Source organism: Methylomicrobium agile, from assembly GCF_000733855.1.
Lineage (GTDB): Bacteria > Pseudomonadota > Gammaproteobacteria > Methylococcales > Methylomonadaceae > Methylomicrobium > Methylomicrobium agile.
Map to the genome: position 1 here is coordinate 599,314 of NZ_JPOJ01000001.1, position 14,941 is coordinate 614,254.

Annotated in this window: 8 protein-coding genes and 1 riboswitch; of the genes, 5 read left to right on the forward strand and 3 right to left on the reverse strand. The window is 55.0% G+C overall.

All coding sequences use genetic code 11. The features are described 5' to 3' along the window. Positions 1-53 precede the first annotated feature (53 nt). Together CC94_RS0102810 and CC94_RS0102815 are read right to left on the reverse strand one after the other, a co-directional pair. Positions 54-1,172, reverse strand: coding sequence for a ribonucleotide-diphosphate reductase subunit beta (locus CC94_RS0102810; RefSeq protein WP_031429731.1), 1,119 nt, complete (start codon positions 1,170-1,172; stop codon positions 54-56). Next, positions 1,169-3,976, reverse strand: a complete 2,808-nt coding sequence (locus tag CC94_RS0102815) for a ribonucleoside-diphosphate reductase subunit alpha (protein WP_215731665.1) — start codon at positions 3,974-3,976, stop codon at positions 1,169-1,171. Before CC94_RS0102815 ends, CC94_RS0102810 begins: the two co-directional genes overlap by 4 nt. A 114-nt stretch (positions 3,977-4,090) precedes the next feature. Further along, a riboswitch (cobalamin riboswitch) is annotated at positions 4,091-4,312 on the reverse strand. Positions 4,313-4,504: 192 nt separating this feature from the next. Here CC94_RS0102815 and CC94_RS0102820 point away from each other — a divergent pair. The 3 genes from CC94_RS0102820 (at position 4,505) to CC94_RS0102830 (ending at position 10,553) form a co-directional block, all read left to right on the forward strand. Next, positions 4,505-4,759 carry an antitoxin gene (locus CC94_RS0102820; RefSeq protein ID WP_005373764.1) on the forward strand — a complete coding sequence of 85 codons (255 nt, stop codon included), beginning with the start codon at positions 4,505-4,507 and terminating at the stop codon, positions 4,757-4,759. After that, a complete protein-coding gene (locus CC94_RS0102825; RefSeq protein ID WP_005373766.1) occupies positions 4,756-5,163 on the forward strand; it encodes a type II toxin-antitoxin system VapC family toxin in 408 nt (135 codons plus the stop codon). Before CC94_RS0102820 ends, CC94_RS0102825 begins: the two co-directional genes overlap by 4 nt. Positions 5,164-5,315: 152 nt before the next feature. Then, positions 5,316-10,553: a DUF4011 domain-containing protein gene (locus tag CC94_RS0102830; RefSeq protein ID WP_031429735.1), complete on the forward strand. Its 5,238-nt coding sequence runs from the start codon at positions 5,316-5,318 to the stop codon at positions 10,551-10,553. Between the two features lie 17 nt (positions 10,554-10,570). Here CC94_RS0102830 and CC94_RS0102835 read toward each other — a convergent pair whose 3' ends face one another. Next, positions 10,571-11,470 (reverse strand): LysR family transcriptional regulator, encoded by a 900-nt coding sequence (locus tag CC94_RS0102835; RefSeq protein ID WP_031429737.1) that lies wholly within the window; start codon positions 11,468-11,470, stop codon positions 10,571-10,573. 108 nt (positions 11,471-11,578) lie between these two features. Between CC94_RS0102835 and metE the strand changes: the two genes are divergently transcribed. Together metE and CC94_RS0102845 are read left to right on the forward strand one after the other, a co-directional pair. Then, complete coding sequence (gene metE, locus CC94_RS0102840) at positions 11,579-13,873, forward strand: 5-methyltetrahydropteroyltriglutamate--homocysteine S-methyltransferase (RefSeq protein WP_005373772.1); 2,295 nt, start codon at positions 11,579-11,581, stop codon at positions 13,871-13,873. Then, positions 13,765-14,721, forward strand: a complete 957-nt coding sequence (locus CC94_RS0102845; protein WP_245549397.1) for a methylenetetrahydrofolate reductase — start codon at positions 13,765-13,767, stop codon at positions 14,719-14,721. Before metE ends, CC94_RS0102845 begins: the two co-directional genes overlap by 109 nt. Positions 14,722-14,941 lie beyond the last annotated feature (220 nt).

Sequence of the window (14,941 nt, forward strand, 5' to 3'; positions counted from 1 at the left end):
GTGCGGCTTTTTTTATTCAGCCGGAAAGCCCATCGCTTCGCCTGAACCGGGAGCTATTCCCAAACCAGCGCCCCGCCCGTCTGATATTCCGTAACGCGGGTTTCAAAAAAGTTCTTCTCCTTGCGCAAATTGGCCTGCTCGTCCAGCCACGGCAAGACGTTGGCGGCGCCGGAAAACGGTTCGGCCATACCTAACTGGCGGGCGCGGCGGTTGGCGATATAGCGGAATTGCTCGATATGCAGACCGGCGTTGTAGCCGAGTATCGGTTCGCGCAGAATGTAGCCGGCGTAAGCCGCTTCGGCCGCTTCGGCTTCGTCCCACATCCGGCGCAACGCTTGCGGATCGAGCTGCAGATTTTCTTCCTCTAACAACTGCCGCACCACGCGGATGCCGAACGCGCAGTGCAGCACCTCGTCGCGCATGATGTATTGCAATTGTTCGGCGGCGCCCTTCATTAAACCGCGCCGCTGCAACGCAAACACCGGGCTGAAGCCATTGTAGAACCAGCAGCCTTCGAACACCGCGGCGAAGAACAGATACGCCATGGCAAATTCGTGCAGCGCGTCGCGGTCGGTCAGCGGCCGGCCGGACTGCAATACGCCGTGCAGGCGGCGGTTGGCCAGCGCGATTTTGCCGTGGATTTCCGGCACCACCCGGTAGCGGTTGTAAATCTCGCGCTGGTCGAGCCCCAAGGTTTCGATGCAGTGCTGGTAGGTCCAGGTGTGCAGCGCCTCTTCGTACACCTGCCGCGCCTGGTAAATCTGCAATTCCGGCGCGCTCATCTTTTCCATCACCGCCAAACCGATGTTGCGCATCGCCAGGATGTCGGAGGTGGTCAGATAGGCCAGCACGTTTTCGAACACATGGCGCTCGGCTGGCGTCAGCTTGTGCTGGTAATCGTGCACGTCCTGCGCCATCGAGATTTCCAGCGGCGTCCAATGGTTGCGGTTGGCGTTCAGGAAAAACGACCAGGCCCACGGGTATTTGAACGGCGCCAGTTGGTTGATGTCGGCCTGGCCGTTGACGACCCGTTTTTGTTCGGCATCGATCGGCGGCAATACGGGAGCCGGCTGTTGCGTCGCCATCGTTCCGGTTAAATCGACAGGCGAAGTTGCAGTAAAGGCCGCCGTTGTCGGAGTATCCCAATCATCGAATTGTAAAGCCGATTTCATTGGCAGGCCTCGCAGTCCGGATCGGTGATCGAGCAAACCTTGGAGGCCGGCTCGCCGCCATCGCCGGTTTTTTCCATCGCCGTCGCGCCCAGGGTACGCAGGTAATAGGTGGTCTTCAACCCGCGTTGCCACGCCAAGCGGTACAAGCGGTCCAGTTTGCTGCCGGTCGGCGCGGCGACATACAAGTTCAGCGATTGTGATTGGTCTATCCATTTCTGCCGGCGCGCGGCGGCTTCGATCAGCCATTCGGGGTCGATTTCGAAGGCGGTCGCGTAGCGTGCCTTGATCGTTTCCGGCACCCGTTCGATGGCCGCCAGCGAGTCGTCGAAATATTTCAGATCGGCCACCATCACTGCGTCCCACAAATCCAGCGCCTTCAACTCGCGCACCAATGCGGCGTTGACCACGGTGAACTCGCCGGACAGGTTGGATTTGACGTACAGGTTCTGATAGACCGGCTCGATCGACGCCGATACGCCGACGATATTGGCAATCGTCGCGGTGGGCGCAATCGCCACGCAATTGGAATTGCGCATGCCGACTTGGGCGATGCGTTCGCGCAATGCGTGCCAATCCAACTGTCCGCTGGCCGCTACACCCAAATCGCCGCGCGTTTCAATCAGTCGCGCCAATGTGTCTGGCGGCAACACGCCTTGCTGCCATAAACTTCCGACAAAACTGCTGTAACGTCCGCGCTGTTCAGCCAGATCGGCCGAAGCCCGGTAGGCGTAATAGCACAGCATTTCCGCCGAGCGGTCAGCAAATTCCAACGCTTCCGGGCTGGCATAGCTGACGCCCAGCTTGTGCAAACAGTCGGAGAAGCCCATCATGCCCAATCCAACCGGTCGATGGCGCAAATTGGCATTACGCGCTTTGACGGTCGCGTAGAAATTGATGTCGATGACGTTGTCCAGCATCCGCATCGCGGTGGCGATGGTGCGCTGCAATTTGTCGGCATCCAGTCGCCAAACGCCATCGCGTTCAACCAGATGCGCCGGTAGATTCACCGAGCCCAGATTGCAGACCGCGGTTTCGTCGGCCGAGGTATTCAGCGTGATCTCGGTACAGAGATTGGAGCTGTGGATCACCCCGGCGTGCTGCTGCGGCGAGCGCAGATTGCAGGCATCCTTGAAGGTAATCCAGGGATGGCCGGTTTCGAACAGCATGGTCAGCATCTTGCGCCAAAGCTGCACCGCGCCGACACGTTTGTACAATTTGATCTCGCCGCGCTCGGCCTTGGCTTCGTAAGCTTGATAAGCCTCGGCAAAGGCGCCTCCATACAAATCGTGCAGATCGGGGACGTCGACCGGCGAAAACAAGGTCCAGTCGCCGTTGCTCCGCACGCGCTGCATGAATAAATCCGATACCCAGGCGGCGGTATTCATATCATGGGCGCGGCGGCGTTCGTCGCCGGTGTTCTTGCGCAATTCCAGAAACTCCTCGAAATCCAGATGCCAGTTTTCCAGATAGGCGCACACCGCGCCCTTGCGCTTGCCGCCCTGGTTGACCGCAACGGCGGTATCGTTGACCACTTTCAGAAACGGAATCACGCCCTGGCTATGGCCGTTGGTGCCCTTGATCCGGCTGCCCAGCGCCCGCACCGGCGTCCAGTCGTTGCCCAGGCCGCCGGCGTATTTTTGCAGCAGCGCATTTTCTTTGATGCTTTGGTAAATGCCGTCCAGGTCGTCGGATACCGTGGTCAGATAGCACGACGACAATTGCGGATGGCGGGTGCCGCTGTTGAACAGGGTCGGCGTCGAGCACATGAAGTCGAAGCTGGACAGCACTTGGTAAAATTCGATCGCCTTTGTTTCGCGGTCGATCTCGTTCAGCGCCAGCCCCATCGCCACCCGCATGAAAAAACACTGCGGCAATTCGATGCGCCGGCCTTCGACGTTCAGAAAATAGCGGTCGTACAGGGTTTGCAGACCCAGGTAATCGAACTGCAGATCGCGCTCGGCCTGCAAGGCTCGGCCCAGGCGAGGCAAGTCGAATTCCAGCAGGCGCTTATCCAGCAATTCGGCCGCTACGCCGGCGGCGAGGAACTCGGCGAAACAATCGGCGTAGCGCTCGGCCATGTCGGCTTGCGTCAGCGGCTGGCCGGTCGCTTCCTGGCGCAGGTTGCTCAACAGCAGACGGGCCGCGACCTTGGCGTAATCCGGTTCGGCTTCGATCAACGTGCGCGCGGCCAAAACCAAAGCCTGACGCACCGCCGCCAACGGCATGCCATCGTACAGATTGGGCAGCGTTTGCGCCCAGACCCGCTCGGCATCGACGTCGCTCAAACCGGTGCAGGCCTCCCGGCACAAAGCGATGAACGCGGAACTATCCAACGGCCGGCGGTGGCCGCCGTCGTCAACATGCAAGATCGGCGCTGCGTTTTCAAGCGGTTGCTGGGCCGCACGCTGCTCGGCGTGTTTTTCCCGGTACAGCACGTAAGCGCGGGCCACGTCGTGGGCGCCGGAACGCATCAGCGCCAGTTCCACCTGGTCCTGAATATCCTCGATATGCACAGTGCCGCCGCCGGGCAGGCGCCGCGTCAAGGCGTCGACCACGCTGGCGGTGAGCTGCGCGACTTGCTCGCGTATCCGTGCCGAATTGACGCTGTGCTGGCCTTCGACGGCCAAGAAGGCCTTGGTAATGGCGATGGCGATTTTTTCCGGCTGAAACGCGGCGACGGCGCGGTTGCGGCGGATCACTTCCAGCCCATAATCCGGCAGGCGTAGCGGAGACGGTGTTGAGAAAGTGCCGATTTCGGCGGTGTTTGGGTCATGACGTGCGGGGTGAACGGCAGCGGCTTCCATGTGATTCTCCACGGAGTGGAACGGGGAAGCGAAGCCGCAACGGCGCGCACGGTATAGCCCTTATCGCCAAAACCGCACGCTGGCCATCGTCTTCGGAGACACCCCGCTCCTGGTTGACTGAAGGTTTCGAGGGCAGGTCTCCTGGCTTTCGGGTCGCCGTCTCGGTTCGGCCTTCCCGGACTCGCGTCCAGTGGCACGGGTTGAACCTCGACTCGCCGATTACAGTTGCGGGGGCAGCTCCGGCTTGCCGACAGTGAGAATATCATTCATTCCCAAACCATCGACCGGATTCCCTTTTAATCCCCTTCGGGGGGAACCGTCTTGGCGATGCAGTGTAGATTCGTCAAGGTGATCTGTCAAGGCCGAAATACTATATAAGCGGTTTATACCTTGAAATTTGCACAATATATAGCATCCGCAATCGGTACGACCACTCCTACCCAACAAGCGATTTCGGCCGGCATGGCTTGCGGCGTTACAGCAAGTAGATAATAATACATACGCATTGTACACACAGGGGGTAATGACATGACCACCTTGACCACCCGCATCTTCAAAAACGGCAACAGCCAAGCGGTCAGGATTCCGCAGGAATTTCGGCTGGACGTTAGCCAAGTGGAAATCAGCCGCTGCCCCAACGGCGACTTGCTGATTCATCCGTTGCCGGCCGACCGCGGAGCCGCCTTGTTGGCAGTTCTGCAGGGCTTCGACGACGACTTTGCCGAGCATTTGATCGAAGACGCCCACGAACCAGTGCCGATGCAGGAGCGCGAGTCTTTATGATCTACATGTTGGATACCAATATGCTGATCTATCTGATCAAAAACAAACCGCCTTCCATAGCTGAACGTATCAACAATCTGCCCAAGAATAGCGCGCTGCGCATGTCGTTTGTCACCTATGCCGAGTTGCTGAAAGGCGCCGAGCGTAGCCAGCGCAAGGAGAAGGTCTTGGGACAATTGGAACAATTGTTGAGGATCGTGCCGGTCGAATATGTAGTTGACGGTGCTTTATGCCGGGACTATGCAAGCCAATTTACCCGATTGAAATCGGCCGGAACGCCGATAGGCGCCAACGATCTGTGGATTGCCTGCCACGCATTGACAATCGGCGCTTGTTTGGTCACGCACAACATGCGCGAGTTCGTACGGATAGACGGCTTGATAGTTGAGGATTGGGCTGGGTGAGAGCGCATCTACATTCAATTCGCGAGATAGATACCGAATGTTTGAATTTCGTAGCCACTACGCCGAATTGTATTCACTCTGATTCTAAGTAGCTTCGCGGAAAAATTTAATGTGTAACTATAAAAAATTACCCCACAAATCAGGAGTTCTCGATGGCAAATGAAGAAGCATCTTCAATCAAGATTTACTGTGATATTGCGACAAAGCTAAATTTCGCCTGTCACCAAAATGCATTTGCCTTGCTAAGGGACTTACGGATTGAAAACGGCGATTCGCAAGTTAAATACGAAACCCTGATCGTTACTTTAACTGCAAATCCATTGTTTTTGAAACCAAAATCCTGGCGATTGGATCGTCTTTCCGCCGGGGCTATTGTGCCGATCAAAGACCGCGATATCGAGTTAAACGGCAATTTTTTACTCAACTTGTCGGACTCGATGCGGGGAACGGTTACGGTCACCATAGAACAAGGCGAACACGTTTTGGCTCAGGAAACCCGATCGATTGAACTCTTGGCCTACAACGAATGGGGTGGTTCCGACTATATGCCGGAGCTTTTGGCGGCATTTGCAATGCCGAATGAACCGGCAATTGACCGTGTGTTGCGCGATGCCAGCTTGATCCTCCGCGCCTCGGGCAAGCCTGACGGCATTGACGGCTATCAATCCGGCAGCCGTCAACGCGTTTGGGAAATCACGTCAGCCATTTATTCGGCCATCAGTAATTTGGGTATCACCTATGCGGTACCTCCAGCCAGTTTTGAACGGAACGGTCAAAAGATTCGCTTACCCAGCCAGATTCTGGAAAACAAAATAGCAACCTGTTTAGACTCAACCCTGCTGTTTGCTGCCTCATTGGAACAGGCAGGTTTAAATCCGATCCTGGCTTTACCTCAAGGGCATGCGTTAATTGGTGTCTGGCTGCAACCGGAAGAATTAACGACTATCGTCATTGATGATCCAGAAACCTTACGAAAACGGATTCAGCTTAAAGAATTAATGCTCATCGAAACCACCTGCGTCACTCAGCATCCGGCGGTTCCCTTTTCAAAGGCTATCAGCAGTGGCGAGCAATCCATTGTTGTGGATAAGGATAACACCTTTAATGCGGCAATTGACATTCGACGCGCACGTGCCCATCGAATTACGCCACTGGGACTTAAATTGGGTCAGACTCAGACTGAGGCCGATAACAATGACGCTCGAATCACGCTATCACTGGAAGAAGCACCTGCACTGCCGGGTTTTGATCAGAACGCCGAAGATGAAAAATTGCCCGAAACGCCAGCAGGCCGTTTAGAACGGTGGCAACGTAAATTGCTCGACTTGTCGGCACGCAATCCACTGCTGAACTACAAATCCACTAAATCCAGTCTACGTATCCTTTGTCCTGACCCAGATTTACTTGAAGACAAACTGGCCGAAGGTTCCAGAATTTCGATTCAATCGGTTCCGCAACCCACTTCCCAAGCTCAGGATCAAGCGCTGCACCAGCAGCGTACGGGCGACATTATCACCGACGAGTATGCCCGCGAGGCTCTGTCACGAAACCAGGTACTAGTCGATCTTCCGGAACAGGAACTTGGCTTGCGTGTGGTCGATATCTACCGTAAAGCACAAGTTGCGCTTCAAGAAGGTGGTGCCAATACACTTTATCTGGCACTGGGATTTTTATTGTGGAAGCAAAATGACAAAGATCAGCGCCGTTTCCGCGCCCCACTGGTTTTATTGCCGGTTTCCATCGAGCGCAAATCGGTGCGCAGTGGCGTCAAACTCTTTGCGCATGACGATGAGCCTCGTTTCAACACGACATTATTGGAAATGTTGCGTAAAGATTTCGAGATTGATATTCGTGGCCTGGATGGCTCACTGCCCGGCGATCATAGCGGTATCGATCTGAACGGCATTTGGAATCATGTGCGTCAAGCGATTAAGGAAGCATCGGGTTTCGAGGTGATTGAAGAAGTGGTACTGGGGCATTTTTCATTTGCCAAGTATCTGATGTGGAAAGACTTGGTTGACCGTACCGACGCACTGCGCAGTAATCCGGTGGTTAAGCATTTGATCGACACCCCTCGTGAACCTTACCCAAGTGAGATTGAATTTGTTGATCGATCGATAGTGGATAGAGAATACAAACCCGCCGATTTGCTGACACCGCTACCCGCTGACGCATCACAAATAGCGGCAATTGCCACGGCAGATCGCGGAAAAGATTTTGTGATCATCGGTCCGCCTGGAACCGGAAAAAGCCAAACCATCAGCAATTTGATCGCTCATCTGCTTGGTAAAGGCAAAACCGTATTGTTTGTCTCTGAAAAAACCGCGGCATTGGAAGTGGTCTATCGCCGACTAAAAGACGTTGATCTTGCAAGATTTTGCCTGCAACTGCACTCCAATAAAGCCAGCAAATCGGAGGTTCTGGATCAATTGCGTCGGTCTTGGCAAGCGCAGCATCATTCAGTTTCCGAAAACTGGCGGAAAGAGGCGGAAACCCTTCGCGAACTCCGCGACCGCCTCAACGTGGTCGTCAACCGTTTACACACGCGTTGGCCGAATGGGTTGACGGCGCATTACGCCATCGGAGTCAAAATTCGAGACCATGCGCTGGCCTCGAACATTACCTTTAACTGGCCTTCCGCCAATCAGCACGATGCCGGACGATTGGAACACATGAGGGAAGCCGTTGACCGACTGCAAATTCAAGCTTGTTCAATCGGGAACCTATTATCCGAGGAGTTACAGCTTATCTCGCACGGTGATTGGTCGCCACAATGGGAAGGGCAAATTGTTGAACGGGCAGGACGCTTGTCCAGTGCGGTACAGGGTCTGGAACACGCTATTACCGAACTCTTAGACATGTTGAAGATCGCTGTGCCGGATTATTCGGTATTGAGACTGGATGCTCTGGCGGAGCTTGCCGATATCCTCGTCGCTTCATGGCGTAAACCGGTCGCTTATGCGTTAGAACCGGATGGCCTGGATCGTATCGATGCACTGAAAGAAGCAATAACTCGAGTATCCAACTATTCGGCGGCATTCAGCCAGCTCAGTTGCCAGTACGATTCCTTTGCTTGGCGCAACGTCGACGGTGAAGAAATTGCCCAACATTGGCAACATGCCCAATCCGTCTGGTGGCCCAAGCGTGCCTGGTTGCGCAGACGGGTCATAAAACGCCTGAAACGGGCAGGCGCCAAAGGCAAGCCTAGTCCCGAACGAGATGCAGCGGTACTTAAACAACTGCGGGATCACGGCGAGGCTATAGACCGACTCGATAAAAGTCTATCCGGATTCAAGGATTGGCAGGGACATTCAACGAACACCGAGAGCCTCAAAGTTCTGCACGAGCTGGGCGAGCGGATACGCGCAATCACCGGAAAGCTTGCAGAAGATACTTCCGCCCTGATCGATATTCGTAGCAAAATCAGAACCCTGCTGGCTGACGGCAACGATCTCTTGACGATCGATGCGCCGGTCGGACGAGTGGCAAACCGTTTTGCGCTTGCCCATCGCCAAATGCAAGAGGCTTGTCTTGAGTTCGAAGCGTTGGCCGGCCAATCGATTCGCCAGCATTTTGCCCAGAACCGGAAAGCGCTTGGCGCCATTAAAAACACAGTCGAACACATTGCGGCCAATCATGCGGAATTGCGCGCGTGGTGCGACTGGCGCAGACGTCGCGACCAAGCATTGGTACTGGAACTCGGCGCATTGGTCGCTGCGATCGAATCCGGTCGAATCCTGCCCAGCCAAATCAATGAAGCCTTTGAAGCGGCCTATTGCAGTTGGTGGTCCAGTCGTGTGATCGGCGAGGACGAGGTATTGCGAACCTTTTCTACACCGGAACACACCGCGACGATTGAAAAATTCCGCACGATTGACGGCACCTTTCAAAAACTGACCGCCGCCTACATTGCGGCCAAGCTTTCCGGTCAATTGCCTGTTGCCGCAGCCATACAACGCAGTTCCTCATGGGGCGTGTTGCAACATGAGCTGCAGAAGAAGGCCAGGCATAAACCGGTACGCCAGTTGATTCAGGAAATTCCTGAAGTATTAACCGCGTTGACGCCCTGTCTGATGATGTCACCGTTATCGGTTGCGCAATACTTACCAGCAGACCAAGCTTTATTTGACGTCATTATTTTCGACGAAGCTTCGCAAATCACGGTTTGGGATGCCGTAGGCGCGTTAGCCCGCGGTCGCCAGGCGATTGTCGCAGGCGACCAAAAGCAAATGCCGCCGACAAACTTTTTCGCCCGGGCCGATGACGATCCCGACGGCGAAGTGGACGTGGAAAACGACCTGGAAAGTATTCTTGACGAGCTACTCGGGGCCAGCATTCCCAGGCAAACGCTCAATCTGCACTATCGCTCAAAACGAGAAAGTCTGATCGCTTTCTCAAACAATCGCTATTACGACAACGAATTAATTACCTTCCCAGCGCCTGTCAATCCCGACCGTGGCGTTCGCTTGATTCGTCCCGACGGCTTTTACGCTCGCGGCAAGGCGCGGCATAACGAAGGCGAAGCTAAAGCCATCGTTGCTGAAATTGTGTCCCGTTTAACCCACATTGATCCGAACGTACGCCAACAAAGCCTTGGCGTCGTCACGTTTAATACCGAGCAACAGTCGTTGATTGAAGATTTACTGGACGATGCGCGCACGAAAAATCCGGAAATCGAATGGGCGTTTTCTTCTGAACACATGCTGGAACCTGTATTCGTCAAAAACCTTGAAACCGTACAAGGCGACGAGAGGGATGTGATTTTATTCAGCGTTACCTATGGTCCCGACCAGAGTGGGCACGTCACCATGAACTTCGGCCCGCTCAATCGTACCGGGGGCGAAAGACGCCTTAACGTTGCCATGACCAGAGCCCGGATGGAAATGTTGGTGTTTTCGACACTGAGCCACGACCGCATTGATTTGTCGCGTACCTCGTCGTCTGCGGTTAGAGATTTGAAGCATTTTCTGGAATATGCCGACCGAGGAGCCGTAGTACTCGGTGCAGCCGTTCATGGATCATTAGGGGATTTTGAATCGCCGTTCGAATCTGCGGTCGCAAAAGCTCTACGCGAGAAAGGCTGGGAGATTCACGCGCAAATCGGCGTCTCAGCCTATCGGATTGATTTAGGGGTAGTCCATCCTGACCGCCCCGGAATTTATCTGGCCGGAATTGAGTGTGATGGCGCTATGTATCACAGCTCGGCTTACGCACGTGAACGAGATAAAATCCGTCAATCGGTGCTTGAGGGGCTTGGGTGGACCTTGCTCCGAGTTTGGTCTACCGACTGGTGGACTAATCGAGAAAAATCTTTAGAACTGCTAAATCAAACCCTGCAAAATCTTTTGAAATCAACTCAAGAGGGCGCAGAAAAATCCAAGTCTGCATAGCCCTGATGGATTCATATTTAACGATGTGCTTCGACTTCCACTGCCGTTGCGGCATGTTCCACCAACCAGCGTAAATATTCCAAGCCGGCATCTTCGTGCCGGCAGGCCAAATACATGGTTTTGCCGATGGGCAGACCCGCGAAACGCAGGCCGGTCAGTCCGAGCTTGGCGTGTTTGTCGGCCAACAGCCATTCCGGCAGCAAACAGACGCCGCGGCCGGCGGCGGCCAGTTGCAGCATGATGTCGGTTTCTTCAACCGGGATGTGGGCGGCGGGCTCGATGCCGGCGGGTTGCAGCACCTTGCGGAACATGTCCAGGCGCTCGCGTGCCACCGGATAGGTCAACACCGTTTCGCCGCGCAAATCGGCCGGGGTAATTTCAGTGCGGCCGGCCAGCGGATGGCTGTCGGCGACGATCAAGACCAGTTCGAAATCGAACAGCGGCTGATAGCTGAGCAGGCCGTTATCGACCGGGTCGGAGGTCAGCACCGCGTCCAGTTTGTATTGGCGGATGGCTTCGAACGACTCGAAGCGGTAGCGCGAGGTCACTTCGACGGTCAACTCCGGCCAAGCTCTCAGATAGGGTTGCAGAATATTGCGAAACCACTCGTAGCAGGCGTGGCACTCGATGCCTATGGTCAGTTTGCCGGTTTTGCCTGCAGCCAGTTGCGCCAGATGATTTTCCGCCGAATCGACGGTGGCAATCACCGATTCGGCAACCTCCGACAAGTAGCGCCCCGCCTGGCTCAATATCAGCGAACGTCCCTGTTTGTACCATAACGTCACGCCCAGACGCTGCTCCAGGTTTTTAATCTGATGCGACAGCGCCGACTGGGTCAGGTGCAGGGTATCCGCCGCCGCGCTTAGCGTGCCATGGCGTTTTAACGCCAGCAGAATGCGCAAATGAATCAGTTCCATATCGTTGAATAAATCTCATAATTAAGTGAAGAATTATCAATTATCTTCATTACATGTCTTGTTTACAATGGCTTTCGTATGAAAAAATTCAACAAAAGGTATTTATCTATGACAAAAATTCACAATTTAGGCTTTCCGCGCATCGGCGCAATGCGCGAGCTGAAGTTCGCTCTGGAAGCGTATTGGAAAGGCCAATCTTCACGCGACGAACTGAAAGCGCTCGGCAAACAATTGCGCGGGCAGCACTGGCAAATGCAATCCGGGCTGGATCTGGCGCCGGTCGGCGACTTCGCGTTTTACGACCAGGTGCTGGACATGAGCTTCACTCTGGGGAATCTGCCCGAACGCGTGCAGGATTTCCATGGCGACGTGCTGGACAACTACTTCCGGGTAGCCCGCGGCCGTTCGGCGCAGTCCGCGAACGAATCTTCCGAGTGCTGCGGCGGGGTAGCCGCCGGCGAAATGACCAAGTGGTTCGATACCAATTACCATTACATCGTACCCGAGTTCACTGCCGCCACCGAATTCAAGCTGGATGCCTCTCGCCTGCTGGAGCAACTGGCTGAAGCCAAGGCGCAAGGCATTAACGCCAAGCCGGTCATTATCGGCCCGGTGACTTATTTGTGGCTGGGCAAGGCCAAGGATGCTTCCGACAAGTTCGTGCTGCTGCCCAAACTGCTGCCGGTTTATGCGGAACTGCTGGAGACATTGGCCGCAGAAGGCGTCGAATGGGTGCAAATCGACGAACCGATACTCGTCACCGAACTGGATGCGGCCTGGCAAGACGCGTTCAATACCGCTTATCGACACTTGCAGGCCAGCCGCGTCAAGCTGTTGCTAGCCACCTATTTCGGCCAACTGGCAGAAAACCGGCAACTCGCCGCCAAGCTGCCGGTCGCCGGCCTGCACGTCGATACCATCAACGGCCTTAGCGACGTGGAGCCGCTGATCGACCCGTTACCTGCGGACAAGGTGCTGTCTTTGGGAGTGATCAACGGCCGCAATATCTGGAAAACCGACCTCAACGCCGTGCTGGATTGGATCGAACCGCTGGCTCAGCGTCTGGGCGAGCGGCTGTGGCTCGCGCCGTCGTGTTCGTTGCTGCACGTACCGGTCGACCTGGACAGTGAACAGAAGCTCGACGCTGAAATCAAATCCTGGCTCGCCTTCGCCAAGCAGAAACTCGATGAACTGCAAGTATTGGGTGCTGCACTGAACCAAGGGCGCGATGCGGTCAAGGCCGAACTGGACGCCAACCGCACGGCTATCGAAGCGCGCCGCAATTCACCGCGCGTAAACAATCCTAAGGTCAAGGCCGCGCTGGCAGGAATCACTCCGCAACTGGCGCAACGCAACAGCCCCTATGCCCAACGCGCGGTCAAGCAGGCCGCGCTGCTGAAATTGCCCAAGTTTCCGACCACGACCATCGGTTCTTTTCCGCAGACCGCAGAAATTCGCCAGGCACGCAGCAACTTCAAGTCCGGAAAACTGGATGAAGCCGGCTATAAAGCCGCCATGCAGGCCGAGATTGCCCGCTGCGTGCGCGAACAAGAGACGCTGGGCCTGGATGTGTTCGTGCATGGCGAAGCCGAGCGCAACGACATGGTGGAATATTTCGGCGAGCAGCTCGACGGCTACGCGTTCAGCCAGTTCGGCTGGGTGCAGTCCTACGGTTCGCGCTGCGTCAAGCCGCCCATTCTGTTCGGCGACATCAGCCGTCCGCAAGCGATGACCGTCGAATGGATCAAATACGCCCAGTCGCTGACCGACAAACCGATGAAAGCCATGTTGACCGGGCCCGTGACCATCCTGAACTGGTCGTTCGTCCGCGACGACCAGCCGCGTTCGGTATCCTGCAAGCAACTGGCGCTGGCTATCCGCGAGGAAGTGCTGGATTTGGAGCAGGCCGGTATCGGCGTAATTCAAATCGACGAGGCAGCCTTGCGCGAAGGCTTGCCGCTGCGTAAATCGCAATGGCAGGACTATCTGGACTGGGCGATGGAATCGTTCCGCATCACCGCCAACGGCGTCTCGGACGAGACTCAGATCCACACCCACATGTGCTATTCCGAGTTCAACGACATCATCGCCTCGATCGCCGACATGGACGCCGACGTCATCACCATCGAGACCTCGCGTTCCGACATGGAATTGCTGGATGCCTTCGACAACTTCAAGTACCCGAACGAGATCGGCCCCGGCGTGTACGACATCCATTCGCCCAACATCCCGGCCGAGCAGCACATCGTCGCTTTGATGCAAAAAGCCGCCGGGCGCATCCCGGCCGAGCGTCTGTGGGTCAACCCGGACTGCGGCCTGAAAACCCGCCAGTGGAGCGAGGTCATCCCGGCACTAACCAACATGGTCGCCGCCGCCAGGACCCTGCGCGCCAAGGCAGACTGATCGGCCTCGTTTTTGCAACGACAGCCTCGGCAACATGCCGGGACTTTTTCAGAAAGCTTACCCAAAATGAAAAGGTAAAAACCCTAAAACAAACGCCATTCCTGATGAACATTTCGTTTGAAATCGTACCGAGAACGCTGGAAGCCTTTGAAAAGCAATATGACTTTGTTCAAAGCCTGGACAAAGCCATCAATATCATTAACGTGCCTGACATTCAGCATTTCGATATTCGCAGCTGGGAACTTGCGACACGTATCGACCCTTGCAAATATCGCTTTATCCCGCATTTTCGAGCCATCGATTTTAAGATTGAAAGCGGAGAACTGTATCGCATCATCGAGCAATACGAACTCGACAACGTGTTGCTGGTCACCGGCGATCCGCCTGAAGGATTGAAACGGCACTATAGCAATACTAACGTGATAGACCTGATTCGGGCGGTGCGCCGGCATTTCCCGAAACTGAATATCTATGCCGGATTCGACCCTCATAGACAAGGCTTGCAAAACGAATGCAACTATATTCAACGCAAGGCCGATGCCGGCGTTAACGGCTTTTTTTCGCAGCCTTTTTACGATGTTCGCCTGATCGAGATATTTGCCGAACACATGGACGGATTGGAAACCTATATCGGCATCAGTCCGGTCATTACCGAGGCATCGCAGAATTATTGGGAAGTGAAGAATCACGTTAAATTCCCGAAAAATTTCAGCCCCGAATACGATTGGAACATCGAGTTTGCCAATAATGTCATAGCCTCGGCGGCTGAAAAGGGTTTGAATGTATATTTCATGCCCATCAAGGCGGATTTAAATAAATATTTTCAGCGTATCAACCTATTCAAATAGTTTATGTTTAGGATTTGGCAAAAAATAACTTCCCCTTATGCTTCCCACGCAGAGCGCTCATCGTTATACACGAGTTTTCGGAACGCAGCGGGCGGCCCAGCGTAGATCGGGCACGCTTTTTGTGCCCGACAATAATCGGGCGTCAATCGCAAGACGATCTTGGATCAGCGCCCTCTTCGTGCAAGGTTTCCGCACCGATATCGGGCAACAGTGAAGCGGT